The following is a 23966-nucleotide window of genomic DNA, read 5'->3' as shown; positions in this document are numbered from 1 at the left end:
CGACCCAGTTAGCCGGACAATTCGCCGAATCGGCAGATCTTGACGTACTCCCCGGCGTCGATGCTGGCGCCGCCCACGAGCGCGCCGTCGACATCGGGCTGAGCCATGATCCCGGCGATGTTGCCTGACTTCACCGATCCTCCGTACAGGATACGGACCGCGGCGGCCACTTCGGCGTCGTAGAGCTCAGCGAGTCGTCCTCGCAGCGCTCCGCAGACCTCCTGCGCGTCCTGCGGGGTGGCCACCTCGCCGGTGCCGATCGCCCAGACCGGTTCGTAGGCCACCACTATCGATTTTGCCTGCTCCGGCGTGATTTTGCGCAGAGCGGCATCGAGTTGTGACACGGAATACGCCACCTGGCCGCCCGCCTGCCGCACCGGCAGGCCCTCGCCCACGCACAGGATCGGCGTGATCGAGTGCCGGTAGGCGGCCCTGACCTTGGCATTGACCAGCTCGTCGTCCTCGTTGTGGTACTCGCGCCGCTCGGAGTGGCCGACGGTGACGAACGTGCAGCCCAGCTTGGCGAGCATGGCGCCGGACACCTCGCCGGTGTAGGCGCCGCCGTCGTGCTGGCTGATGTCCTGCGCGCCGTACACGATGCGCAGCTTGTCGCCGTCGACGAGCGTCTGCACGCTGCGCATGTCGGTGAACGGCGGCAGCACGGCCACCTCCACCTTGTCGAAGTCCTTGTCGTTCAGGGCGAAGGCGAGCTTCTGCACCAGAGCGATGGCCTCAAGGTGGTTGAGGTTCATCTTCCAGTTGCCGGCGATGAGCGGCTTTCTCACTGAAGGGCCTCCAGCCCGGGAAGGGTCTTTCCTTCGAGGTACTCGAGGCTAGCGCCACCACCGGTCGAGATGTGGGAGAAGCCGTCCTCGGGCAGGCCCAACCTGCGCACCGCCGCGGCGGAGTCGCCACCGCCCACGACCGTGAAGGCCTGCGAGCGGATCAACGCCTCGGCCACCGCCCGTGTTCCCCCGGAGTATTCCTCGAACTCGAAGACGCCCATCGGGCCGTTCCAGAAGACGGTGCGCGCGTCGGCGAGCTTGGTCGCGAACAGCTCGCGGGTCTTCGGGCCGATGTCGAGCCCCTGGCGGTCGGCCGGGATCTCGGTGGCCGCCACGACCTCGTAGGGCGCGTCCTCGGCGAAGTGCGTGGCCGCCAGCACGTCCACCGGGAGCACCAGCTCCACGCCGCGCTTGATCGCCTCGGACAGGAAGCCGCGCACCTGGTCGAGCTGGTCCTCCTGCAGGAGCGACTGCCCGACCTCGTAGCCCTGCGCCTTGAGGAAGGTGTACGCCATGCCGCCGCCGATCAGCAGCCGGTCGACCTTCGTCAGCAGGTTGGCGATGACGCCGAGCTTGTCGGAGACCTTTGCGCCGCCCAGGATCACGACATAGGGGCGCTCGGGGTCCTCGGTGAGCCGCTTCAGCACCTCGACCTCGGCGGCCACCAGCCCGCCCATGACGTGCGGCAGCAGTTCCGGCACGTCGTAGACGCTGGCGTGCTTGCGGTGCACGGCGCCGAAGCCGTCGCCGACGTAGAGGTCGGCCAGGCCCGCCAGCTTCTGCGCGAAGGCGCGGCGGGCGGCGTCGTCCTTGGACTCCTCGCCCGGCTCGAACCGCAGGTTCTCCAGCAGCGCCACGTCGCCGTCCTTGAGGCCGTCGACGAGCTCCTCGTCCACGACCTTCCCGGAGAAGGCGACCTCGCGGCCCAGCAGCTCGCCCAGGCGGGCGGCGACGGGCTTCAGCGAGTACTTCTGGTTGGGCTCGCCCTTGGGGCGGCCCAGGTGGGCGCAGACGACGACCTTGGCGCCCTGCTCGGCCAGGGCCTTGATCGTCGGCACCGAGGCGCGGATGCGCCCGTCGTCGGTGATCGTCTCGCCGTCCAGCGGCACGTTGAGGTCGGCGCGCACCAGCACGCGCCGACCCCTGACGTCGGTCTCTGCGAAGGTCACAGGTCCTTGCCCACCAGCTCGATGAGGTCGGCCAGGCGGTTGGAGTAGCCCCACTCGTTGTCGTACCAGCCGATGACCTTGACCTGGTTGCCGATCACCTTGGTGAGCCCGGCGTCGAAGATGCAGGAGGCCGGGTCGGTGACGATGTCGCTGGAGACGATCTCGTCCTCGGTGTAGGTCAGGTAGCCCTTGAGCGGGCCCTCGGCGGCGGCCTTGTAGGCGGCCTTGACCTCGTCGACGGTGACGTCGCGACGGACCTCGACGGTGAGGTCGGTGGCCGAGCCCGTGGGGATCGGCACGCGCATCGCGAAGCCGTCGAGCTTGCCCTTCAGCTCGGGCAGCACCAGGCCGATCGCCTTGGCGGCGCCGGTCGAGGTGGGCACCACGTTGAGGGCGGCGGCGCGGGCGCGGCGCAGGTCGCCGTGCGGGCCGTCCTGCAGGTTCTGGTCCTGCGTGTAGGCGTGGATGGTGGTCATCAGGCCCTTCTCGATGCCGAAGGAGTCGTTGAGCACCTTCGCCAGCGGGGCCAGGCAGTTGGTCGTGCAGGAGGCGTTGGAGATGACCGTGTGGTTGGCCGGGTCGTAGGTGTCGTGGTTGACACCCATGACGACGGTCACGTCCTCGTTCTTCGCCGGGGCGGAGATGATGACCTTCTTCGCGCCGTTCTCGGCGTGCACCTTGGCCTTGTTGGCGTCGGTGAAGAAGCCGGTCGACTCGACCACGACGTCCACGCCCAGGTCGCCCCAGGGCAGCTTGGCCGGGTCGCGCTCGGCGAAGGCCTTGATGGTCTTCCCGTCGACGACGATCTCGTCGGCAGTGGCCTTCACCTCGTACGGCAGGCGGCCCAGGATGCTGTCGTACTTCAGCAGGTGGGCGAGCGTCGCGTTGTCCGTCAGGTCGTTGACGGCCACGATCTCGATGTCCTTGCCGCTGGCGGCGACCGCGCGCCAGAAGTTACGACCGATGCGGCCGAAGCCGTTGACGCCTACGCGGATGCTCACGGGAACCGATCTCCTCGAACGTGATGGCGGGCTGAAACCTCAATCACGAACCCTATCGGACCCAAATTGGTTTAGACCACTGCAACCCCCGGCCTGTGTATGACAGATCTGGAAGCGCACTTTGCGGCATTCAAGTAAAGTGCCCGACTCGTCGGAGTAAATTCGCGACATTCTCTGGGGGCTGAGATGTCACAACCACGATCCGGCCTGGTACGAGGGCTGTTCGCCGGGTTCGTCGCCATGCTGGTCGCCGGGGCCGCCTATAGCGCGGGCGCCTACGGCTTCGCCCTGCTGCCGTACGACGTGAGGTGGTTCACAGGCGACCAGCGCCTTTTCGCCCACACCGTCCTCGGCCTGGTCATCGCGGTGATCATCTGGCTGACCCTGTGGCTCACCCGCCCGCGCAGCCTCATCGTGCCCGTCCTGGCCGCCCTGTTCGCGTTCGGCGCCCGCACGATCGGCTCGGTGGGCTCCGGACTCGCCACCTCCGTCAAGTCGGGCTTTCCGCTCTCGTCCCTGGACGACCACGCCCTGACCATCGCCGGGGAGTTGCCCGAGCTTCTCCGCGCCTCCACAACCTTCTGGCAAGGCGTCGCAGTAGCCGCCACCCCAGCCTTCCTCCTCACGCTCCTCCGCGTCCTCCGCCTACGCCGCCACGACCGCGTCGCAGCCGCCCCCACGCCCACCACCCCCACACCCACCACCCCCAAAGCCGACCACCCCGGAACCCCCGCCACGCTCGCCCAGACCGCTACGTCCGCCCATCCGGGAGAGCCGACCACGCCCGCGCACTCCGCCTCGCCCACCCAGGACCTCTTCACCCCGCAGCCTGCCCCGGACCCCTTCTCGGCGCAGTCCGCGCAGGACCCGGCGACCTCCGAGTGGGCCGACGCCGCACGGGCGGTGGCGGACCCCGAGGCGTTCCGCCGACCTGGGGACGAGCCCGAACCCGCCCAGCGGCGTGCCGACAACCGTGAGCACACCCAGCGGCGTGGCGAGGAGCGTGAGCACACCCAGCGGCGTGCCGACAAGCCTGAGCACACCCAGCGGCCGGCCGAGGAGCGCGGGGCGTTCGAGCCGCTCCAGCCGCCCGCGCGCCGCCCGGTCCCCGACATGTTCGCCCCGCCTCGAGAGCCGGGAGAATCCTGATGCGTGCCCTGATCTTCGGCTTCCTCGCCATGGCCGTCAGCGCCACGGCCATCGCCAGCGCCAAGCTCTTCGGCGACCGCCTGCCCCCGGTCATCACGCAGACGGCCGACGGCCTGCCCTGGACCGCCGCCCTGACCCTGCTACCCGGTCTCGTGGTGGGCCTCACCCTGCGCACCGGCCGCCCCCGCAGCCGGCTGGTCCCGCTCCTGGCCCTCCTGTACGCAGCCGCCGCCATGGCCCTGGGCCTGATCATCGGCTCCGCACCCACGGCCTACGTGGTCTCCACCACCCCGGCCCAGGAACGCCTGATCACCCTGGACGCCATCCTCGGCGGTTTCCAGCAGGCGGCCATGGCCTACGCGGAGCCGATCCAGTATTCCTGGCCCTACTGGACGCTCACCACGATCCCCGCCCTGCTCGCCTTCACCCTGGTCGCCTTCAAGGTCCGCCGCACACGCGGAAACACCCTCGCCACCGTCACGAGCGCCCCAGAGGATCACAGCACCGCGGACCAACGCGGCGCCTTCGACCCCGTCCAGCCGCCGGAGCAGCGCGGAGCGTTCGAGCCGGTCCAACCACCCGAGAAGCGCGGCGCGTTCGACCCGGTCCAGCCGCCCCGCCCGGCCGGCGCCCCCTTCATGCCGCCCCAGGACCGACAGCCATAACCCACCGGCCATCAGCACCGTCGCCACGCGTGACAAGGTCGCCGCGGCCGCCGGTGAGCATGGCGCTCGTCACGGCGAGCAACCCCGTGGGCCCTCACGACCGGCCAGGACAGAGGCCCGCCCACGTCGGCGCGTGCGCGGTGGCGGGGCGGGAGCCGTAACGGACACAAGGCCCGAAACAGCCCGAAACAGCCCGAAACAGCAACAAACACGCAGACAGAAACCGCTACGAGCTAGAACAGGACGACTAGTTGGGTGGTCACTGGGCGAGCATGTCGGAGGTGAGGTTGGCCTCGGTGCTGGGGATGCCCAGGTCGGAGGCGCGTTTGTCGGCCATGGCCAGCAGCCGGCGGATACGGCCGGCGATCGCGTCCTTGGTCAGCGGCGGGTCGGCGATCTGTCCGAGTTCTTCGAGGGAGGCCTGCTTGTGCTCCACCCGCAGCCGCCCGGCGATCACCAGGTGGTCGGGCGCGTCGTCGCCCAGGATCTCCAGGGCCCGCTGCACCCGCGCCCCCGCCGCCACCGCCGCGCGGGCCGAGCGGCGCAGGTTGGCGTCGTCGAAGTTGGCCAGCCGGTTGGCGGTCGCGCGCACCTCGCGGCGCATGCGGCGTTCCTCCCAGGCCAGCACGCTGTCGTGCGCCCCGAGGCGGGTCAGCAGCGCGCTGATCGCGTCGCCGTCACGGACCACGACGCGGTCGACGCCGCGCACCTCGCGGGCCTTCGCGTGGATCTTGAGCCGGCGGGCCGAGCCGACCAGGGCCAGCGCCGCCTCCGGTCCCGGGCAGGTGACCTCCAGGGACATCGAACGCCCCGGCTCGGTCAGCGACCCGTGCGCCAGGAACGCCCCACGCCAGGCCGCCTCCGCGTCGCAGGCGGCCCCCGCCACCACCTGACGCGGCAGGCCGCGCACCGGCCGGCCGTGGTTGTCGATCAGCCCGGTCTGGCGGGCCAGCGCCTCGCCGTCGCGGTAGACGCGCACGACGTAGCGCGAGCCCTTGCGCAGGCCCGCCGGCGCGAGCACCAGCACCTCCGCCTTGTGCCCGAACACCTCGCCGATGTCCTTGATCAGCCGACGGGCGGTGGCGTTGGTGTCGAGCTCGGCCTCGATCACGATCCGCCCTCCCACCAGGTGCAGGCCGCTGGCGAACCGCAGCAGCGTCGAGACCTCCGCCTTGCGGCAGCACGGCTTCAGCACCGGCAGTCGGCTCAGTTCGTCCTTGACCACACCTGTCATCGCCATAAGCGTTAGTCCTCCCCCATTCAGACCGGCCTCACAGCAGTCTCTCGCACCTTTCGGGCCGCCGCCCCCGATAGGTGGCCTTGATCAGCGCTTCTGGAGGAAAATCTCGTCCAGGACGGAGGCAAGTCGGCGTGGGTCGTGCCTGGGCGAACCGTCGGAGGCCGCCACCTCGGCCATCACCAGCCGGCCGCCGAGCGCCGCCACCGCCTTCTCCAGGGCGTCGCGGTCGTCGACCACCCCGGTGTCGGCGAGTACGACATCTACCGAAAGATCGGGCGCGTGCTGCCGGAGCACCTCCAGGTGCTGCTGCGGCGAGAAGTCATCCGTCTCCCCCGGCTGGGGCGCCAGGTTGAGCGTGACCAGGCGGCGGGCCCGCGTCTCGTGCAGCGCCCTGGCGAGCTCCGGCACCATCAGGTGCGGCAGCACACTGGTGAACCACGACCCGGGCCCGAACACCACCCAGTCGGCCTCCCGCACCGCCGCGATCGCCTCGGGCCGCGCCGGAGGATCCTCGGGCACCAGCGAGACGGCCTGAACCCGCCCCGGCGTCAGCGCGCAGGCGACCTGCCCGCGCACGATCGAGATGTTCCCGTCGAGCTCCACCCGGGCCACGATGTCCAGCGGCACCGAAGCCATCGGCAGCACCCGGCCGTGCGCCTTGAGCAGCCTGCCCACCCAGTCGAGCCCGGCCACCGGATCGCCGAGCAGCTCCCACAGCGCCACGATCAGCAGATTGCCGACCGCGTGCCCGTGCAGGTCACCCTCGGAACGGAAGCGGTGCTGCACCACCTCGCTCCACGTGCCGCCCCACTCGTCGTCGCCGCACAGCGCCGCCAGCGCCATCCGCAGGTCGCCCGGCGGCAGCACGCCCAGCTCACGCCGCAGCCGCCCGCTGGACCCGCCGTCGTCGGCCACGGTCACCACCGCGGTCAGCTCGCCGGTCACCCCGCGCAGCGCCGACAGCGACGCGTAGAGCCCGTGCCCGCCGCCCAGCGCCACCACCCTCGGCCCGTCACGCCGCGGCCCGCCGCCCCGCCCGCCGCTCGCCGCCGGCACGGAGATCTGCCCCTCCATCCGGTACGGCACCGCCGCCCCATCCCCCAGCAACACCCCGAGCACATCGGAAGCAGCCAAAGACCCGGACCCGGCGAGCGGATACGCCGAACGGGCGCCGGAAGCCGCCGTGGAAGCGTGCCCCGCGCCCGGAAGTTCATCAGTCACTCGCGGCCCACATCCCGGTGGCTCACCTGGATCTCCATCCCGCGGTCGCGCAGCCGGGCGGCGACCTGCTCGGCCATGGCCACGCTGCGATGCTTGCCGCCCGTGCAGCCCACCGCCAGCGTCGCATAGCTCTTGCCCTCGCGCACGTAGCCGGCGGCGACGACCCCCAGCACCTCCTCGTACGCGTCGAGGAACTCCTTGGCACCCGGCTGGCTGAGCACATACTCACGCACCGGAGCGTCGAGCCCGTTCATCGGACGCAGGTCGGGCACCCAGTGCGGGTTGGGCAGGAACCGGCAGTCGACCACGAGGTCGGCGTCGACGGGCAGGCCGTACTTGAAGCCGAAGGAGAGCACGTTGACCCGCAGGCCGGGCCGGTCCTCCCCGCCGAAGTAGGCGACGATCTTGTTGCGCAGCTCGTGCACGTTGTGCGCGGAGGTGTCGATGACCAGGTCGGCGTTGGCCCGCACCTCGCGCAGGATGCCGCGTTCGCGGGCGATGCCGTCGACCAGGCGGCCCTCGCCCTGCAGCGGGTGGGGGCGGCGGACGTTCTCGAAGCGGCGGACCAGCTCCTCGTCGCTGGCCTCCAGGAACACCACCCGGACCCGGACGCCGCGGCCTTCGAGCTCCTCGATGGCGGCGTTGAGGTCGGTGGTGAAGGCCAGGCTGCGCACGTCGACGACGGCCGCCACCTTGTCGGCGGCGAGCTTGACCTTGCCGGCCTCCTCCGCCATGGCGAACAGCAACCCGGGCGGCAGGTTGTCGATCACGAACCAGCCCAGGTCTTCCAGTGCCTTGGCCGCTGTGCTGCGCCCCGCCCCCGACATGCCGGTGACGATCACGAACGCCGGCTCGGTGGTGCTCACTGTCCTTCCCCCTTCAGCCTCGACACGATCATCTCCGCGGTCGCCTCGCCGATGCCGGGGACCTCGCGGATCTCGGCCACCGTGGCTTCCTTGAGCTTCTTGACCGAGCCGAACCTCTTGAGCAGCGCCTGCTTGCGCGCCGGGCCGAGGCCGGGCACCGCGTCGAGCGCGCTCTCCTTCACGCTCTTGGACCTCTTGGCTCGATGGTAGGTGATGGCGAAGCGGTGTGCCTCGTCTCGCACCCGCTGCAGCAGGTAGAGGCCCTCACTTGAACGCGGCAGGATGACCGGCTGGTCGTCGGCGGGCAGCCAGACCTCCTCCAGCCGTTTGGCCAGGCCGCACACGGCCACGTCGTCCACGCCGAGCTCGTCGAGTGCCCGTTGCGCCGCCGCGGCCTGGGGGCCGGCGCCGTCGACCACGACGAGGTTGGGCGGGTAGGCGAACTTGCGCGGCCTGCCGGTCTCGGGGTCGATCGGGCCGGAGGCGACGCCCTCCTCGTCCTCGCCCGCCTCGGGCGTCAGCTCGCCGGTGTTGGAGCGCTCTTCGAGGTAGCGGCGGAACCGCCGCTTGATCACCTCGTAGATCGAGGCGACGTCACCTTCCTTGGTCTTCACCGCGAACCGGCGGTATTCGCTCTTTCTGGCCAGGCCGTCCTCGAAGACGACCATGGAGGCCACGACGTTCTCGCCCTGCAGGTGGGAGACGTCGTAGCACTCGATGCGCAGCGGCGCCTGGTCGAGGTCGAGCGCGTCGGCGATCTCCTGCAGCGCCTTGCTGCGGGTGGTCAGGTCGCTGGAGCGGCGGATCTTGTGCTGGGCCAGCGACTCCTTGGCGTTGCGCTCGACGGTCTCCATCAGCGACTTCTTGTCGCCCCGCTGCGGCACGCGCAGCTCGACCCGGGCGCCGCGCTGCTCACACAGCAGCTCGCTGACCGCCTCCGGCTCCGGCGGCAGCTCGGGGACCAGCACCTCACGCGGGATCTCGCCTTCGGAGTAGATCTGCAGCAGGAAGTGCTCGACCAGCTCGCCCGGCGTGGTCTCCTCGACCTTGTCGACCACCCACCCCCGCTGCCCGCGAATGCGCCCGCCACGCACGTAGAAGACCTGGACTGCCGCTTCGAGCGGATCCTCGGCCAGCGCGATCACGTCGGCGTCGGTGGCGTCGCCGAGCACCACGGCCTGCTTCTCCAGCGCCCGCTGCAGCGCCTGGATGTCGTCGCGCAGGCGCGCGGCCCGCTCGTATTCCTGCTCGGCGGCGGCCTGGCGCATGTCTTGCTCAAGGCGCTTGATCCAGCGGGTGGTGTTGCCGGCCATGAAGTCGCAGAAGTCTTCGGCCAGCTCGCGGTGCTGCTCGGGGGTGACCCGGCCGACGCACGGCGCCGAGCACTTGTCGATGTAGCCGAGCAGGCAGGGGCGGCCGATCTGGCCCGCCCGCTTGAACACCCCGGCCGAGCAGGTGCGCACAGGGAAGACGCGCAGCAGCAGGTCGACGGTCTCGCGGATGGCCCAGGCGTGGGAGTAGGGGCCGAAGTAGCGGGTGCCCTTCCGCTTGGCGCCCCGCATGACCTGCACGCGGGGGAAGTCGTCGCCCATGGTGACCGCGAGGTAGGGGTAGGACTTGTCGTCGCGGTACTTGACGTTGAAGCGCGGGTCGAACTCCTTGATCCAGGAGTATTCGAGCTGCAGCGCCTCCACCTCGGTGCTGACGACCGTCCAGTCGACGTCGGCGGCGGTGGTGAGCATCGTCTGGGTACGCGGGTGCAGCCCGGCGAAGTCCGCGAAGTAGGAATTGAGCCGCTGGCGCAGGCTCTTGGCCTTGCCCACGTAGATCACACGGCGGTGCGCGTCCCGGAACCGGTAGACCCCCGGGGAGTCGGGGATCGAGCCGGATCGGGGGCGGAAGCTGAGTGGGCTGGGCACGGATAGAAGCCTAGCCCGCCCGACCGACAACCTCATGCGGCCCGGGGTTCGCGACGACGGGACGGCCCGCCGTACACAATGCACGACGGGCCGCTCCGGCGCTGTCAGGCGAGCCTGATCTGATCGCCGTCGACCGTGACGTCCTTGGCAGGCAACGGCTGCGTCGCCGGCCCCTTGACCACCGCGCCGTCGGCGATGGCGAACTTGCTGCCGTGGCACGGGCAATTGATCGTCCCGTCGGAGACGGAACCGACGGTGCACCCGCTATGCGTACAGGACGCGCTGAAGGCCTTGAACTCGCCGGCCTTCGGCTGCGTCACCACGATCTTCTCGGACGCGAAGATCTTCCCACCGCCGACCGGCACGTCGGCCGTAGCGGCCAGCCCGCCCGCCGGCGGCGCGGCGGAACCCGACGTCGCGGGCGCGCTGGACGGCGCGGCGGAGTCCGAGGTCGCCGGTGCGCTGGAAGGCGCGGCCGCCGTGTCGGCGCCGCCACCGCCGCAGGCCGCCAGCGCGAGCGTCAGCCCGCCCGCGCCGACGCCGGCGATCATCGTTCTACGGCTCTGAAGGTCATCTCCCATGCGGGCCAGACAACCGCACGCGTGTGAGAATTACATGAATCAACTCGCGTCACGCGAGCTTGATCTGGTCTCCGTCCACCGTGATCTTCTTCTTGGGCAACGGCTTCGGCGCCGGGCCGCCGGTCACTGAACCGTCGGAGATGTCGTACTTGCTGCCGTGGCAGGGACAGTTGATCGTGCCGTCCGCGACGTCGGCGACCGTGCAGCCCGCGTGCGTGCACGTCGCGCTGAACGCCCTGAACTCCCCCGCGGTCGGCTGCGTCACCACGATCTTCTCGCTCTCGAAGACCTTGCCGCCGCCTTCGGGGATGTCGGCGGTGGCCGTCAGCGCCTTGCCGCCGGCGGCCGGCTTCTTGCTCTTCTTCGGCTCCGTGGCGCCGTAGCTCGGCGCCTCCGAACTGGGTGCGGCCGCGTCCTCCCCGGCTGGCTGTCCGTATCCCGCGCACGCGGTCAGCACCGCCGCGCCGGCGCCCAGCACCACGGCCCTGCGTGTCGTCTCCGCCATATCCGGTCCTCCCAGGTCGTTTGCTCACTTCAGGTACGGCCGGCGTACCGGCACCGGTTCAGCCTGAGGCGTGCGGATCCTGGGAACCACGCACAATTACCGGTTCAGACGATGATGATCCCGTCGCCCTGAACCTTGACCTGGTAGGCGGCCAGCGGCGCCGTGGCCGGCCCCTTCAGGCACTTGCCGTCGTTGGCGTCGAACTCGCTGCCGTGGCACGGGCAGGTCATGACGCCTTCCTTGGGCGAGGCGACCGCGCAGCCCTTGTGCGTGCACGCGGCGCTGAACGCCTTGTAGACGCCGGCCGTCGGCTGGGTCACCACGATCTTCCACCTGGAGATCACCTTGCCGCCGCCCACGGGGACGTCGGCCGCCTTGGCGATCTCCTTGCCCTTGATGCCGGGCGCCGCGCTCTCGGCCTCGCCGCCGCATCCGGCCAGCGCCACGCCGCACGCGGCCACGCCGGCCGCGCCCAGCACCGTCCGGCGGCCGATTTCCGGCATGGCGACATCGCGCTCAGAACTTGTCATTTCCCGACCCTTCCGCGTCGCCCGTGACCCCCAACAGGCCAGGTCGTTACCCGTCGCACCAATCTATTGGCCGCACAGGGCGGTCCCGTCAGCGGGTGGTAGGCGGACGGTCAGCGCCCGGCCCGACTCTGAACGCGAACACCGCGTCCCCTCCAGCGTCCGGTCGCCGGGCACCGGACCTCAACCCCAGCGACCCCCTAAGGAGTTGCCGTGACCGACATCATGAGCCCGCCACAGCCACCGGCCCCGCCGCGCGTGCGCTGGTGGCGCCGGCCCTGGATCGCCCCTCTTGTGGTGGTGGCGGTGGCGTTCATCGCGTTCTCGCTGCCCCCGTACGCGACCTTCGACGAGGCCGGCTCCAGGGTGCCGGCGCCGGACTTCTTCCCGCCGCACTTCCCCCTGCTGGCGTCGCACGTCATCTTCGGGTCCATCGCGATGATCACGTGCTGCCTGCAGATCTGGCCGTGGTTCAGGGGCCGCTATCCGAAGGTCCACCGCTACACGGGCCGCGTGTACGTGCTGGCCGGGGTGCTGCCCGCCGGGCTGCTGGGCCTGGTGGTGGGCGCGGCGACGCCGTTCGGGCACGTGGCGCGGGCGAGCAACGTCCTGCTGGCCCTGCTGTGGCTGGGGTGCACGCTGGCCGGCTGGCGCATGGCCAGGCAGCGGCGCTTCACCGACCACCGGCGCTGGATGATCCGCAGCTTCGCGCTGACCATGTCCATCATCACGAACCGGATCTGGGGCGGCCTGGTCGTGGCGTTCGTGCCCCTGGAGTCTCTGGGCAGCACGCCGCAGCAGATCGGCGAGACGGTCGCCGGTCTGACCACGTGGGTGGGGTGGGTGCTGCCGCTGCTGTTGGCCGAGTGGTGGCTGGAGCGCTCGGCCGCCAAGCGCCGCCGCCGTCCCGCCCCCGCCTGAACCACGGAAGGCGCCTCCGCGCCCAAATTACGGAAGGCCCCTGTGCGGCTCGCGCCGGCCGCACAGGGGAGGTTTCCCCGTCAGACGGACTTTCGTCGTCAGGCGGACAGGATCTTGCGCAGGAAGCGCCCGGTGTGGCTTTCCTCCACCGCGGCGACGTCTTCCGGCGTCCCCTCCGCCACCAGCGTGCCGCCCCTGGACCCGCCCTCCGGGCCCATGTCGATCACCCAGTCGGCCGTCTTGATGACGTCGAGGTTGTGCTCGATGACGATCACCGTGTTGCCGCCGTCGACCAGCCGTCCGAGGACCCCGAGCAGGCGGCGGATGTCCTCGAAGTGCAGACCGGTGGTCGGCTCGTCGAGGACGTAGATCGTCCGCCCGGTCTGGCGGCGCTGCAGCTCCGAGGCGAGCTTGACCCGCTGGGCCTCGCCGCCCGACAGCGTGGTGGCGGGCTGGCCGAGCCGGACGTAGCCGAGGCCGACGTCGTTGAGCGTCTGCAGGTGGCGCTTGATCGCCGGGATCGCGTCGAAGAACCCGAGGGCCTCCTCGATCGGCATGTCCAGCACCTCGGAGATGGTCTTGCCCTTGTAGTGGACTTCCAGCGTCTCGCGGTTGTAGCGGGCGCCGTGGCAGACCTCGCACGGCACGTAGACGTCCGGCAGGAAGTTCATCTCGATCTTGATGGTGCCGTCGCCCGCGCACGCCTCGCAGCGCCCGCCCTTGACGTTGAAGCTGAAGCGGCCCGGCTGGTAGCCGCGCACCTTGGCCTCGGTCGTGGCCGCGAACAGCTTGCGGACGTTGTCGAAGACCCCGGTGTAGGTGGCCGGGTTGGAGCGCGGGGTGCGCCCGATCGGCGACTGGTCGACGTGGACGACCTTGTCGACCTGGTCCATGCCGTTGATCCGGGCATGGCGGCCGGGCACCGTGCGGGCGCCGTTGAGCTCCTTGGCCAGGGCGTTGTAGAGGATGTCGTTGACCAGCGTCGACTTGCCCGAGCCGGAGACGCCGGTGACCGCGGTGAACACGCCGAGGGGGAAGTCGATGTCGACGCCCTTGAGGTTGTGCTCGCGGGCGCCCTTCACCGTGATCTGGCGCTTCTTGTCGCGCTTGCGGCGCTTGGGGGGAATGGCGATGGACCTGCGGCCGGACAGGTAGGCGCCGGTCATCGACTCCTCGCTGGACAGCAGGTCCTGGACGGTGCCGGAGACGACCACCTGCCCGCCGTGCTCGCCCGCGCCGGGACCGATGTCGACCACCCAGTCGGCGGCGGCGATCGTGTCTTCGTCGTGCTCGACGACGATGAGCGTGTTGCCCATGTCGCGCAGCCTGATGAGGGTGTCGAGCAGGCGCATGTTGTCGCGCTGGTGCAGGCCGATGGACGGCTCGTCCAGGACGTAGAGCACGCCGACCAGGCCGGAGCCGATCTGCGTGGCCAGGCGGATGCGCTGAGCCTCGCCGCCCGCGAGGGTGGCGGCGGCGCGGTCCATGGACAGGTAGTCGAGGCCGACGTCGAGCAGGAAGCCCATCCGGGCGTTGATCTCCTTGACCACCCGCTCGGCGATGTGCATGTCGCGGTCGGACAGCTTCAGCCCCGCCAGGAACTTCGCGCACTCTCCGATGGACATGCTCGCCACGTCGGCGATCGACATGTCGGCGACCGTGACGGCCAGCGTGACCGGCTTGAGGCGCTTGCCGTCGCAGGCCGGGCACGGGATCTCGCGCATGTAGCCCTCGAAGCGCTCGCGCGTGGCGTCGCTCTCGGCCTCGGCGTGGCGGCGCTGCACCCACGAGATGACGCCCTCGTAGGTGGTGTAGTAGGAGCGCTGGCGGCCGTAGCGGTTGCTGTAGCGGACGTGAACCTGCTCCTCGTGGCCGAACAACAGCGACTTCTGCGCCTTCTTCGGCAGCTTCTCCCAGGCCGTGTCGAGGGTGAAGCCCATGGTGTGGCCGAGCGCCTCGGTCAGGCGGATGAAGTATTCGCTGGTGTGGCCGCCCGACCACGGGTGCAGCGCGCCGTCGCCCAGCGTCTTCTCCGGGTCGGGCACGACCAGGTCGGGGTCGACCTCCATCTTCGTGCCCAGACCCGTGCACTCGGGGCAGGCGCCGAAGGGCGAGTTGAAGGAGAACGAGCGCGGCTCCAGCTCCTCGAACGACAGGTCGTCGTAGGGACAGTAGAGGTGCTCGGAATAGAAGCGCTCGCGGCCGGGGTCGCCTTCGGGCAGGTCGACGAACTCCAGCGTGATCGTGCCGCCGGACAGCTGCAGCGCGGTCTCGACCGAGTCGGTGAGCCTGCGCCGCGCCGAGTCCTTGACCGACAGGCGGTCGACGATGACCTCGATGTCGTGCTTCTCGTACTTCTTCAGCGTCGGCGGCTCTTCCAGCCTGATCACGGTGCCGTCGACGCGGGCCCGGGCGAAGCCCTTGGTCTGCAGCTCGCGGAAGAGCTCGGCGTATTCGCCCTTGCGGCCCCTGATGACCGGCGCGAGCACCTGGAAGCGGGTGCCCTCCTCCAGGTCCATCACGCGGTCGACGATCTGCTGCGGCATCTGCCGGGCGATCGGCCGCGCGCAGACCGGGCAGTGGGGCTTGCCGATGCGCGCCCACAGCAGGCGCAGGTAGTCGTAGACCTCGGTGATCGTGCCGACGGTCGAGCGGGGGTTTTTGCTGGTGGCCTTCTGGTCGATGGACACCGCGGGCGACAGGCCCTCGATGAAGTCGACGTCGGGCTTGTCCATCTGGCCGAGGAACTGGCGGGCGTAGGCCGACAGGGACTCGACGTAGCGCCGCTGGCCCTCAGCGAAGATCGTGTCGAAGGCCAGGCTGGACTTGCCCGATCCGGACAGGCCGGTGAAGACGATCAGCGAGTCTCGCGGCAGGTCCAGCGAGACGTCCTTGAGGTTGTGCTCACGTGCTCCACGCACGATCAGGCGGTCAGCCACGGCGATCCCGGAAGTCGATAAACGGATAGGTCCACGGGGATAGTAGATGGGGGCACCGACAATTTCGGTGGCCCGCTCCCCGGCCTCCGAAAATCCGTCCCTCTCAGACTACGGCCTCCCGCCGCGAGGGCAGGCGCTCTTTGGAGGTCAACCGCGCGACCTGCGCCTTTATGCCCGCGTACGGCGGCAGCCGCTGGTGAACAGACCCCCGCCCCTGCTGGAATAGCGGCCATGACGGTCATCCCCGCGCTCCATTCCGAGATCACGGCGGCCACCAACCGTCTCCTGGCCACCGCGGCCGGCCTGTCGCCCGCCGAGCTGTCCGCCCCGTCGAACCTGCCCGGCTGGACCCGCGGCCACGTCCTGGCCCACCTCGCCCGCAACGCCGACGGCCTGCTCAACCTGCTCGCCTGGGCCAGGACCGGGGTCGAGACGCCCCAGTACGCCTCGCTCGCCGACCGGATCGCCGGCATCGAGGACGGCGCCGGCCGTACCCCCGCGGAACATCTCGCCGACCTGGAGGACGGCGCGGTACGGCTCGCCCGCGCCATCCGCGAGCAGCCCGCGCAGGCGTGGAGCGGCATGGTCCGCGCGCTGCGCCCGCCCTGGCACCCCGCCTGGTACGTCCTGGTCAGGCGGGTCAGGGAGTTGGAGATCCACCACGCCGACCTGGGCGCGGGCTACGGCCCGGCCGACTGGCCGGCCGCGTTCGTCCGGCGCGAGCTGCACGACTGCCTGGCGAGCTGGCCGCACGATAAGAGCACGGTCGCCGAGATCACCCTTCTGGGCGACCCCCCGGACACCTGGCGCGACCTCGGAGGAACCGGGAGGAGTCTGCCCGCGGTGGCGGGCGGACCGGTGGACGTGCTCGCCTGGCTCACGGGTCGCTCGCGTGGCGAGGGGATTAGGGTGGTGCGCGAGGGGCACGCCGTTCCTGAGCCGCCGCCCTGGCTGAGCCTTCCGGCCCCGCCCGGCCTTCCGGCGGCGCCCCCCGACGACTATCCGTGATCGGGCCCCGAGGAGATCTCATGACCTACACCGGCGACGTCACGGTCGGCGGTCCTGCCGATGTGCGGCAGCTACCCGAGCTGAGCATCGCCAAGCTCGCCGTCGGCCCGTTCGACAACAACGCCTATCTCTTGCGCTGCGCCGCGACCGGCGACGGCCTGCTCATCGACGCGGCCGCCGAGGCCGACCGGCTGCTCGCGCTGGTCGACGAGCAGCCGATCAGCACGATCGTCACCACCCACCAGCACGGCGACCACTGGCAGGCGCTGGAGCAGGTGGCCAAGGTCACGGGCGCCCAGGTGATCGCCCACCCGCTCGACGCGCCCGCGCTGCCCGTCGAGCCGGCCCGCCTGGTCGAGCACGGCGACCGCATCACGGTCGGCGAGGTCACGCTGGAGGTCATCCACCTGCGCGGCCACACGCCGGGCTCGATCGCGCTGCTCTACGACGGCGGCGCGACGACCAAGCACCTGTTCACCGGTGACTCGCTGTTCCCCGGCGGCGTCGGCAACACCTGGGACGACGCCGAGCGCTTCACCCAGCTCTACACCGACGTGACCGAGCGGGTCTTCGACCGGCTGCCCGACGAGACCTGGGTCTACCCGGGCCACGGCAAGGACACCACGCTGGGCACCGAGCGCCCGTCGCTGCCGGAGTGGAAGGCCCGGGGGTGGTGAGCTGAGCTACGGGATCGGCCCGAGGATCCTGGCGATCCGGTCGGCGGCCTCGGCGGGGTTGGTGGTCGACTCCACCACCTCGCCCCAGGACCAGCGGTAATACCAGCCTTCGGCGATCGGAACGCAGTCGACCGTCTCGGTCAGCAGCCGGGCACCGGGGTCGCCGACCCGCAACGAGGGCGGGTCGGCACGCAGCGTGGCATCGAGGCCACGGAACTCCAGCTCCCTCGCCAGCTTGCCGAGGAAGTACGTGCGAGTGTGTTCGCGCGCCATGCCTCCATCAAAGCCGAAGACGCCCGGCTTGAGGAGGCTCAGTTGTCGACGCGGTGGGCTTCCTTGCGCTGCTCGCGCTTGTAGAAGAGCATCCGCAGCGGGATCGCCGCCACGAGCGCGATCTGCATGGTCGCGCCGATCTTGATCGGCAGGTCGCCACCCTGGGGGAAGGCCACCCAGAACGTCAGGAAAGCGACGTTGACCATGATCCAGCCGAGGACGACGGCGGCGAGCTGACCCTTGGGCTTCGGGTATTCCACACGGCTGACCATCAGCCAGGACACGCCGAGCACGGCCAGCAGCGACCAGACGTTCGCCTCGAACAGCATGACGATCGAGATGACGGTCATACAGCCCATGGGGATGGGCAGGCCCATGAAGTCGCCGCTCTTGGTCTTCACGCAGGCGAAGCGGGCCAGCCGTACGACACCGGCGATGAGCACGGAGGCGGCGGCGGTCAGCACCCACCAGATGGGCACGGTGCCGTTGAAGCCACCCCAGATCACCACCATGAAGGCGGGCGCGAAGCCGAAGCTGATGACGTCGGCGAGGTTGTCGAGCTCGGCGCCCATCGCCGAGGCGCGGAAGCGCCGCGCCACGAGACCGTCGAACAGGTCGCAGGTGGCACCGATGAGCAGCAGCACCACGGCAGTCGCGAAGAAGCCCGGCTGGATCACCAGGCCCTTGTTGGCCTGCAAGGAGGAGACGGCCGAGGTGGCCAGCACGCACACGGCCAGGAAGCCGCAGAGCGCGTTGCCCAGCGAAAGGGAGTCTGCGGCGGAAAGGCGGAATGCCTTGCCGACGGGCCCACGGGGGTCCTCGTCGTCGGCTTGCCAGCCGCCTGCGTCAGCCGTGGTCAATTCGGGTCACCCCCGCAACCGTCTTCTCACCCACGGAGACCGCGGGCGTGATGCCTTCGGGAAGGTAGATGTCCACGCGCGAGCCGAACCGGATCAGCCCGATCCGCTCGGTCTGGGTGACCTTGGCCCCCGCGCTCAGGTATGGCACGATCCTGCGCGCCACCGCGCCCGCGATCTGCACCATCTCGATGTCGCCGAGCGCGGTCTCGAAATGCCACACCACGCGCTCGTTCTGGTCGCTGTCCTTGTTGAATGCCGGCAGGAACCCACCCGCCACATGCTGCACGGAGGTGACGGTTCCCGCAAGGGGTGCCCGGTTGACGTGCACGTTCAGCGGACTCATGAAGATCGCCACCCGGGTCCGGCCGTCCGGCCACGGGTCGATGCTCTGCACCACGCCGTCGGCGGGCGACAGGACGCGCCCCTGACCGGGCGTCCGGTCGGGGTCGCGGAAGAACCAGAGCATCCCGCCGGTGAGTGCGGTCAGCGGCACGGCGGCCAGCGCCCAGCGCTTGTCCTTGCGGGTGAGCAGCGTGGTCGCGGCGGCTGCCGCCACGGTCGGGAGGAGCCACGGGGACACCCCGCGCGCGAGGCGCACGCGGGCGGTCTTAGCTGAATCGTCTGACACGGACAACCTTTGGAGTGGTGAACGAACCGGCGCTTTGCCGTGATGTTACAGAACTTGCAACTATGACACGACGCAACTAGACACAGCAAAGCGCCTAGAACGCCTTTTAGCTAGCCCCGCTCTGGCTTGCGCTCTTCACGCCCTTGCGCGCGTCGCTGCGGGACTTGAGCAGGCTGGCGACGGTGGTGACGACCATCGTGGCGCCGATGACCGCGAGCGAAAGCTGGATGGGCACGGTGGGCGCCCAGGAGACTTCGCTGGCGTGCAGAGCCTCCAGAACCAGCTTAACCCCGATGAAGCCGAGGATGAACGCCAGGCCGTAGCTGATGTAGACCAGGCGCTGGAGGAGCCCGCCGAGCAGGAAGTAGAGCTGGCGCAGGCCCATCAGGGCGAACGCGTTGGCGGTGAAGACGATGAACGGGTCCTTGGTGAGCCCGAAGATGGCGGGGATGGAGTCGAGCGCGAACAGCAGGTCGGTGGTGCCGATGGCGACCATGACGATGAGCATCGGGGTGACCATGCGGCGGCCGTGGATCTTGACCATGACCTTGGAGCCGACGTAGTCGGGGGTGGTCGGGAACGCCCTGCGCACCCACCGCAGCACCGCGTTCTCCTGGAAGTCCTCGTCGTCGCCCTTGAGGTGCTGGCGGACGATGTTGATCGCGGTGTAGACGAGGAAGGCGCCGAAGACGTAGAAGAGCCAGCTGAACCGTTCGAGGGCGGCCGCGCCGAGCGCGATGAAGATGCCGCGCATGACCAGCGCCATCAGGATGCCGACCAGCAGCACCTTGTGCTGGTACTGCTTCGGCACCGCGAAGCGGCTCATGATGATGAAGAAGATGAAGAGGTTGTCGACGCTCAGGCTGTATTCGGTGATGTAACCGGCGAAGAACTCACCGGCCTTGCCGCCCCCCTCGGTCACCCACAACAGCACGCCGAAAGCGATGGCGAGCGCGACGTAGAAGGAGACCCAGTACGTCGCCTGCCGCATGGAGAACTCGCGGGCTTCGCCCCTGTCGACGATCCACAGATCGATGGCGATGACCAGGAGGAGCCCGCCGATCACGGCGATCCAGGCCCACACGGGTACGGTCACGTTTTCCTACCTCCGGCACGCATGACTGACAGCCGGAGGTCTCTCCCGCCGGCCTTGATCGGCCGACCGGCAGCCCCGGGGGCCCCGTGGAGCGGGGCTACACCGTGATGACGAGGCTGCCGCGAAGGGATACTCCCCTCCCCTAACCAACGCAGTATAGGAGAACGCGGAGTCGCGACCTAATCTTCCCGGGGATCATCACACGTTGTAGACGCCCAGCACAGCGGCCACCGCGTCGTCGTCGCGGGGCAGCGCCGCGCCCCTTTCCGCGGCCGCCCGAGCCTGCCGCTCCGCCGCTCCGGGCTCCTCCAGCAGCGCCCGTACGGCCGCGCGCGCCGCCCCCACATCCCCGTACGGCACCAGCGTCCCGGCGCCCCCCAGCAGGTCAGGAATGCCGCCCACCTCGGTGGCCACCACGGGACGGCCGGCCATGAGCGCCTCGCTGAGGCTGAGCGGCTGCCCCTCCCAGCGGCTCGGCCAGAACACGACGTCGGCCGCGGCCAGCAGATCGGGCACGTCGTCGCGGTTGCCCAGCAGCCACACGGGCAGCTTCTCCTTCTCTATACGTTCCTGGAGCTCCCGCTTCAGCGGCCCCTCCCCCGCGATCGCGAACATCGGCTCCCGCGCGCCCCAGGGACCGGCCGCCACGTCCAGCAGGAACTCCAGCCCCTTCTGCTGCGCCAGCCGCGCGACCGTCAGCACCACGGGCCGCTCCCCGGCGCCGAGCTCCTCGCGCACCTGGGCGGCGGTGGGTGACGGCGGCCTGGGGACGGGCGCGGGCACCACGGCCGGGCGCACGTCCCCGGCGCCGAGCGCGGTCATCCGCTCGCCCAGGTCCGGTGAGACGACCAGCACCCGGTCGGCGCCCCGTGCCACGATCCGCTCCAGCACGCCGTAGACGGCGCCGACGAAGCCTCCGGCGGTGAGCGCGTTGTGCAGCGTCACCACCAGCGCCGGGCGTCCGGCTCTCCTCACCGCGGAAGTCCGGGCAGACCGGGGCCGGGACCGGCCGAGCCCGGCCAGGACGGCGAGGGCGCCCGCGCGCAGCCCGTGAGCGTGCACGACGTCGGCCTCGCGGGTGATGCGGCGGATCTGGGCGACCGCCGCCAGGTCGCGGGCCGGGTGCGGCCGGTCGGAGACGGCGACCGGGACGAACCGCGCCCCTGCCGCGCCGAACCCGAACGTCTCGCCGACGGCCGAGGGCGCGGCGACGACCACCTGGTGCCCGCGGCGTACCAGGCCTTCGGCCAGCATGAGCACGTGCCGCCCGGTCCCGCCGGACGTGGTTCCGAGCACGAAGACCACCCGCACGCCGCTTCTCCTCTCAACCATCCGCATTACCGGTCCGCTCGACGCCGCGTGGCCATCGCGGCCAGGGCGTGGGCGTCGTCGCGGTCCAGCAGCGCCGCCACCGCGGCCCCCGCCACGATCGCGACCGCCCCGCCCAGCACCGTGGCTCCCAGCCGGGGCCACAGTCCTTCGGCGCCGACCAGTCCCGCCGCCCACGCGCCCGCCAGGAATCCCGCCGCCCCTCCGGCCACCGCCGCGAACGCCGCCCTGACCAGCCCGGCGGCCGCCGCCCCGCCACGCGCCCGCAGCACCGCCACCAGCAGCCAGATCCCGCCCACGGTCATCCCCACGCTCATCCCGAGCGCCATCCCGGCGATCTCCCACCCGTCCGGCAGCACCAGCACGAACCCGGCCTGCGCCGCCATCACCACCAGCCAACCGGCCACGGTCCCGGCGGCCGCCTCCCGGCCCTTGCCCGCCGCGTACAGCACCCGGCTCAGGTGCGCGATCAGCCCGTACCCGATCAGGCCCGGCGCGAACAGCGCGATCGTCCGCGCGAACTGCGCGTGCGGCACCGCGGACTCCGACCCCAGCAGGAACACCTCCGCGCCCGGCCCGGACATCGCCGCCAGCGCCCCCGCCGCGAGCCCCGACACCAGCACGACCGCCCGCGTCGTGCGCGCGGCCAGGCCCGCGAAACCCGCCTCGTCGCCGCTCTCCGCCCGCGCGGACAGCCCGGGAAAAGCACTGGTCGCGATGGGTACGGCCAGCACCGCGTAAGGCACCAGGTAGATCGCCCACGCGTAGTTGTAGACCGCGATCGCCCCCACGCCGATCCCGTTGGACAGGTACAGCACCACGACCATGGCCGCCTGCTGGGCCAGCAACCCGGCGATCCCGGCGAACGCCAGCCCGCGCACCTGCGCGGCCACGCCGTCGGGGAAGCGCAGCGTGGGCCGCCACCGGAGCCCGAGCCGCAGAGCGGGCCCGGCGACGGTGAGCACGAGCGCGAGCACGCCCAGGCTGGTCCCGACGGCCAGCACGGTCTCGCCCGGGTCGAGCGGGCTGACCGGCGTGCTCGTGCCGCCGCTGACCGGGACGAAGACCAGGTAGGCGGCGATCACCACGATGCTGGACACCAGCGGCGCGACGGCGGGTCCGGCGAAGCGCTTGTGCGCCTGGAGGACGCCGTAGAGGACGACGGCCACGCCGTACAGGGGAATCTGGGGGGCGAAGACGACCAGCATGTCCGCGGTGACGGCCCGCACGGCCTCGACCTCGCACGGCGGGAGCGCGGAGCCGTAGAAGAGCCCGGCGATGGGGCCCGCCAGCAGCGCGACGGCGACGGCCAGCGGGACCAGCACGACCAGCACCCAGGTGAGCAGCGCCGAGGAGACGCGGCTCACGTAGGCGTGGGCTTCGACGGGTGAGGGCGCCACGGCCTGGGCGCCACGGGCGGCCTCGGGGGAGTCGGGTTCCTCCAGCGGCGGCTCGCCCCACGGGCGGGCGCGGGCGGCGGCGCCCGCGAGGACAGGGACGACCATTCCGGCCAGCGCTCCCCCGACCACCACCTCGAAGACGATGTTGGGGATCTGGTTGGCGGTGAAGTAGGCGGTGGACAGGCAGCCGGTGCCGACGGTCTGGGCGAAGACGTACTGCTTGGCGAAGCCGGTGATGCGCGCGAGGATCGTGATCGCGCCGATCAGAACCGCGCCGCCCGCGACGCCCCGCGCCAGCCGTCCGGTCACGGGGCGGGGCGGCGGCCGAGCATGTCGATGCGGTGGAGCACCGGGTTGCCCGCGATGACCTTGGTGAAGGAGACCTTCTCCGAGGCGGCGGTCAGGACGGCGACGGTGCCGAGCACGGCCAGCCGTCCCGGGCGGCCGAGCGTGGTGACGGCGGCCAGGCCGAGCAGGGCGCCCAGGGCGTTGGCCCCGGCGTCGCCGAGCATGGCGCGCTCGCCCAGGTCGTCGGGCAGCAGCGCGGCGGCGGCGCCCAGCGGGACCGCGGCCAGCGCCGCGCCCGCCGGGGAGCCGCGCAGCAGCGAGGCGGCCAGCAGCGGGCCGCCGGTCAGCAGCGCGACCTTGATGGCCCGGCCGGGCCGCAGGTCGAACAGGTTGGCCAGGTTGGCGGCGCCGGCGATGGTGGCGCCGTTGGCGAGCGTGTCGAGGGGGCCGCGGGAGACGAGCGCGGCGGCGGCCAGGCCGGTGGCGCCGATGCCGAGGATCTTGACCGCGCCGCTGGTCACCTCGCCCTTGGCCAGGGCGCTGAGGTGGCCCTTGAAGCCCTTGGACGAGGTGCTGCCGTAGAGGTCGTCGTAGGCGCCCAGCGCGCCGCTGCCGGCTCCGGCCAGGAGGGCGGCCAGCCGTACGCGGGGATCGAGGCCGGGGGCGAGCGCGGCGGCGGCGCCCGCGCCCGCCACGAACGCGGGGCCTTCGAGCAGGGTGATCGGCTCGCCGCGGTGGTTGCTCCTGGTCCAGGTGGCGGCGGCGCCGAGCCCGCCCGCCGCCACGACCTCGCCGGACGGCGTGGCCGTCTTCTCGGGAGCCTCGGCCACCCGCGAGGTGAAGGCGGAGTAGGCGGCGCGGGCGGCGACGGCGCCGAGCGCGGCTCCGGCGAGCGCGCACAGCAGGGCACGGGCCATGG

23 protein-coding genes are annotated in these 23966 nt (G+C 71.0%); 5 read left to right on the top strand and 18 right to left on the bottom strand.

Annotated features, from left to right (window positions below; all coding sequences use genetic code 11):
• Positions 1-8: 8 nt before the first annotated feature.
• Genes tpiA through gap form a run of 3 tightly spaced genes read right to left on the bottom strand, consistent with a single transcriptional unit; the run spans position 9 to position 2955 of the window.
• Entirely contained in the window at positions 9-785 is a 777-nt protein-coding gene (gene tpiA, locus HNR40_RS48365) for a triose-phosphate isomerase (RefSeq protein WP_312896809.1), read from the bottom strand.
• The gene (locus HNR40_RS48360; protein WP_184974101.1) at positions 782-1954 is read right to left on the bottom strand and encodes a phosphoglycerate kinase; all 1173 of its coding nucleotides are present in this window, start codon (positions 1952-1954) and stop codon (positions 782-784) included. Before HNR40_RS48360 ends, tpiA begins: the two co-directional genes overlap by 4 nt.
• Positions 1951-2955: a type I glyceraldehyde-3-phosphate dehydrogenase gene (gene gap / locus HNR40_RS48355; RefSeq protein WP_184974099.1), complete on the bottom strand. Its 1005-nt coding sequence runs from the start codon at positions 2953-2955 to the stop codon at positions 1951-1953. The genes HNR40_RS48360 and gap overlap by 4 nt, the downstream gene beginning before the upstream one ends.
• 186 nt (positions 2956-3141) lie before the next feature.
• On the opposite strand from gap, the gene HNR40_RS48350 reads away from it, so the two are divergent.
• Both HNR40_RS48350 and HNR40_RS48345 read left to right on the top strand, forming a co-directional pair.
• A complete protein-coding gene (locus HNR40_RS48350) occupies positions 3142-4104 on the top strand; it encodes a hypothetical protein (RefSeq protein WP_184974097.1) in 963 nt (320 codons plus the stop codon).
• Positions 4104-4769 carry a hypothetical protein gene (locus HNR40_RS48345; protein WP_184974095.1) on the top strand — a complete coding sequence of 222 codons (666 nt, stop codon included), beginning with the start codon at positions 4104-4106 and terminating at the stop codon, positions 4767-4769. Before HNR40_RS48350 ends, HNR40_RS48345 begins: the two co-directional genes overlap by 1 nt.
• Before the next feature lie 259 nt (positions 4770-5028).
• Here HNR40_RS48345 and whiA read toward each other — a convergent pair whose 3' ends face one another.
• From whiA to HNR40_RS48310, 7 genes are all read right to left on the bottom strand, one after another.
• Positions 5029-6009, bottom strand: a complete 981-nt coding sequence (gene whiA, locus HNR40_RS48340; RefSeq protein WP_184974093.1) for a DNA-binding protein WhiA — start codon at positions 6007-6009, stop codon at positions 5029-5031.
• Between the two features lie 84 nt (positions 6010-6093).
• Positions 6094-7011, bottom strand: a complete 918-nt coding sequence (locus HNR40_RS48335) for a gluconeogenesis factor YvcK family protein (protein ID WP_184974310.1) — start codon at positions 7009-7011, stop codon at positions 6094-6096.
• A 215-nt stretch (positions 7012-7226) separates the two neighbouring features.
• On the bottom strand, positions 7227-8096 hold the full coding sequence (gene rapZ / locus HNR40_RS48330) for an RNase adapter RapZ (protein WP_184974091.1): 870 nt from the start codon (positions 8094-8096) through the stop codon (positions 7227-7229).
• Complete coding sequence (gene uvrC / locus HNR40_RS48325; RefSeq protein ID WP_221341725.1) at positions 8093-10051, bottom strand: excinuclease ABC subunit UvrC; 1959 nt, start codon at positions 10049-10051, stop codon at positions 8093-8095. The genes rapZ and uvrC overlap by 4 nt, the downstream gene beginning before the upstream one ends.
• Before the next feature lie 68 nt (positions 10052-10119).
• Positions 10120-10566, bottom strand: a complete 447-nt coding sequence (locus HNR40_RS48320; RefSeq protein WP_184974086.1) for a Rieske (2Fe-2S) protein — start codon at positions 10564-10566, stop codon at positions 10120-10122.
• A 79-nt stretch (positions 10567-10645) separates the two neighbouring features.
• The gene (locus HNR40_RS48315; protein ID WP_184974084.1) at positions 10646-11101 is read right to left on the bottom strand and encodes a Rieske (2Fe-2S) protein; all 456 of its coding nucleotides are present in this window, start codon (positions 11099-11101) and stop codon (positions 10646-10648) included.
• 104 nt (positions 11102-11205) lie between these two features.
• Entirely contained in the window at positions 11206-11631 is a 426-nt protein-coding gene (locus tag HNR40_RS48310; RefSeq protein ID WP_184974081.1) for a Rieske (2Fe-2S) protein, read from the bottom strand.
• A gap of 210 nt (positions 11632-11841) precedes the next feature.
• Here HNR40_RS48310 and HNR40_RS48305 point away from each other — a divergent pair, with 210 nt between their 5' ends.
• Positions 11842-12549, top strand: coding sequence for a DUF2306 domain-containing protein (locus HNR40_RS48305; protein WP_221341723.1), 708 nt, complete (start codon positions 11842-11844; stop codon positions 12547-12549).
• A gap of 98 nt (positions 12550-12647) precedes the next feature.
• Here the strand turns inward: HNR40_RS48305 and uvrA are convergent, their stop codons facing one another.
• Complete coding sequence (gene uvrA / locus HNR40_RS48300; protein WP_184974079.1) at positions 12648-15488, bottom strand: excinuclease ABC subunit UvrA; 2841 nt, start codon at positions 15486-15488, stop codon at positions 12648-12650.
• A gap of 231 nt (positions 15489-15719) precedes the next feature.
• Here uvrA and HNR40_RS48295 point away from each other — a divergent pair, with 231 nt between their 5' ends.
• Both HNR40_RS48295 and HNR40_RS48290 read left to right on the top strand, forming a co-directional pair.
• Positions 15720-16496, top strand: a complete 777-nt coding sequence (locus HNR40_RS48295; RefSeq protein ID WP_184974077.1) for a maleylpyruvate isomerase family mycothiol-dependent enzyme — start codon at positions 15720-15722, stop codon at positions 16494-16496.
• Between the two features lie 20 nt (positions 16497-16516).
• On the top strand, positions 16517-17173 hold the full coding sequence (locus tag HNR40_RS48290) for an MBL fold metallo-hydrolase (protein WP_184974075.1): 657 nt from the start codon (positions 16517-16519) through the stop codon (positions 17171-17173).
• A 6-nt stretch (positions 17174-17179) separates the two neighbouring features.
• On the opposite strand, the gene HNR40_RS48285 is transcribed toward HNR40_RS48290, so the two are convergent.
• The 7 genes from HNR40_RS48285 to HNR40_RS48255 form a co-directional block, all read right to left on the bottom strand.
• Positions 17180-17446, bottom strand: coding sequence for a hypothetical protein (locus tag HNR40_RS48285; protein ID WP_184974073.1), 267 nt, complete (start codon positions 17444-17446; stop codon positions 17180-17182).
• A 38-nt stretch (positions 17447-17484) separates the two neighbouring features.
• A complete protein-coding gene (gene pssA, locus HNR40_RS48280) occupies positions 17485-18306 on the bottom strand; it encodes a CDP-diacylglycerol--serine O-phosphatidyltransferase (protein ID WP_184974071.1) in 822 nt (273 codons plus the stop codon).
• Positions 18293-18934 (bottom strand): phosphatidylserine decarboxylase, encoded by a 642-nt coding sequence (locus tag HNR40_RS48275; RefSeq protein WP_184974069.1) that lies wholly within the window; start codon positions 18932-18934, stop codon positions 18293-18295. The genes pssA and HNR40_RS48275 overlap by 14 nt, the downstream gene beginning before the upstream one ends.
• Positions 18935-19040: 106 nt before the next feature.
• Positions 19041-20030 carry a TerC family protein gene (locus HNR40_RS48270; protein WP_184974067.1) on the bottom strand — a complete coding sequence of 330 codons (990 nt, stop codon included), beginning with the start codon at positions 20028-20030 and terminating at the stop codon, positions 19041-19043.
• A 198-nt stretch (positions 20031-20228) separates the two neighbouring features.
• Positions 20229-21341 (bottom strand): glycosyltransferase, encoded by a 1113-nt coding sequence (locus HNR40_RS48265; protein WP_312896808.1) that lies wholly within the window; start codon positions 21339-21341, stop codon positions 20229-20231.
• Between the two features lie 26 nt (positions 21342-21367).
• Complete coding sequence (murJ, locus tag HNR40_RS48260; RefSeq protein ID WP_184974065.1) at positions 21368-23068, bottom strand: murein biosynthesis integral membrane protein MurJ; 1701 nt, start codon at positions 23066-23068, stop codon at positions 21368-21370.
• A complete protein-coding gene (locus HNR40_RS48255; RefSeq protein WP_184974063.1) occupies positions 23065-23964 on the bottom strand; it encodes a hypothetical protein in 900 nt (299 codons plus the stop codon). The genes murJ and HNR40_RS48255 overlap by 4 nt, the downstream gene beginning before the upstream one ends.
• Positions 23965-23966 lie beyond the last annotated feature (2 nt).

It is taken from the genome of Nonomuraea endophytica (assembly GCF_014203235.1).
GTDB lineage: Bacteria > Actinomycetota > Actinomycetes > Streptosporangiales > Streptosporangiaceae > Nonomuraea > Nonomuraea endophytica.
Note: the sequence above shows the minus strand (reverse complement) of the source record. Positions and strands in the feature narration are given on the sequence as shown.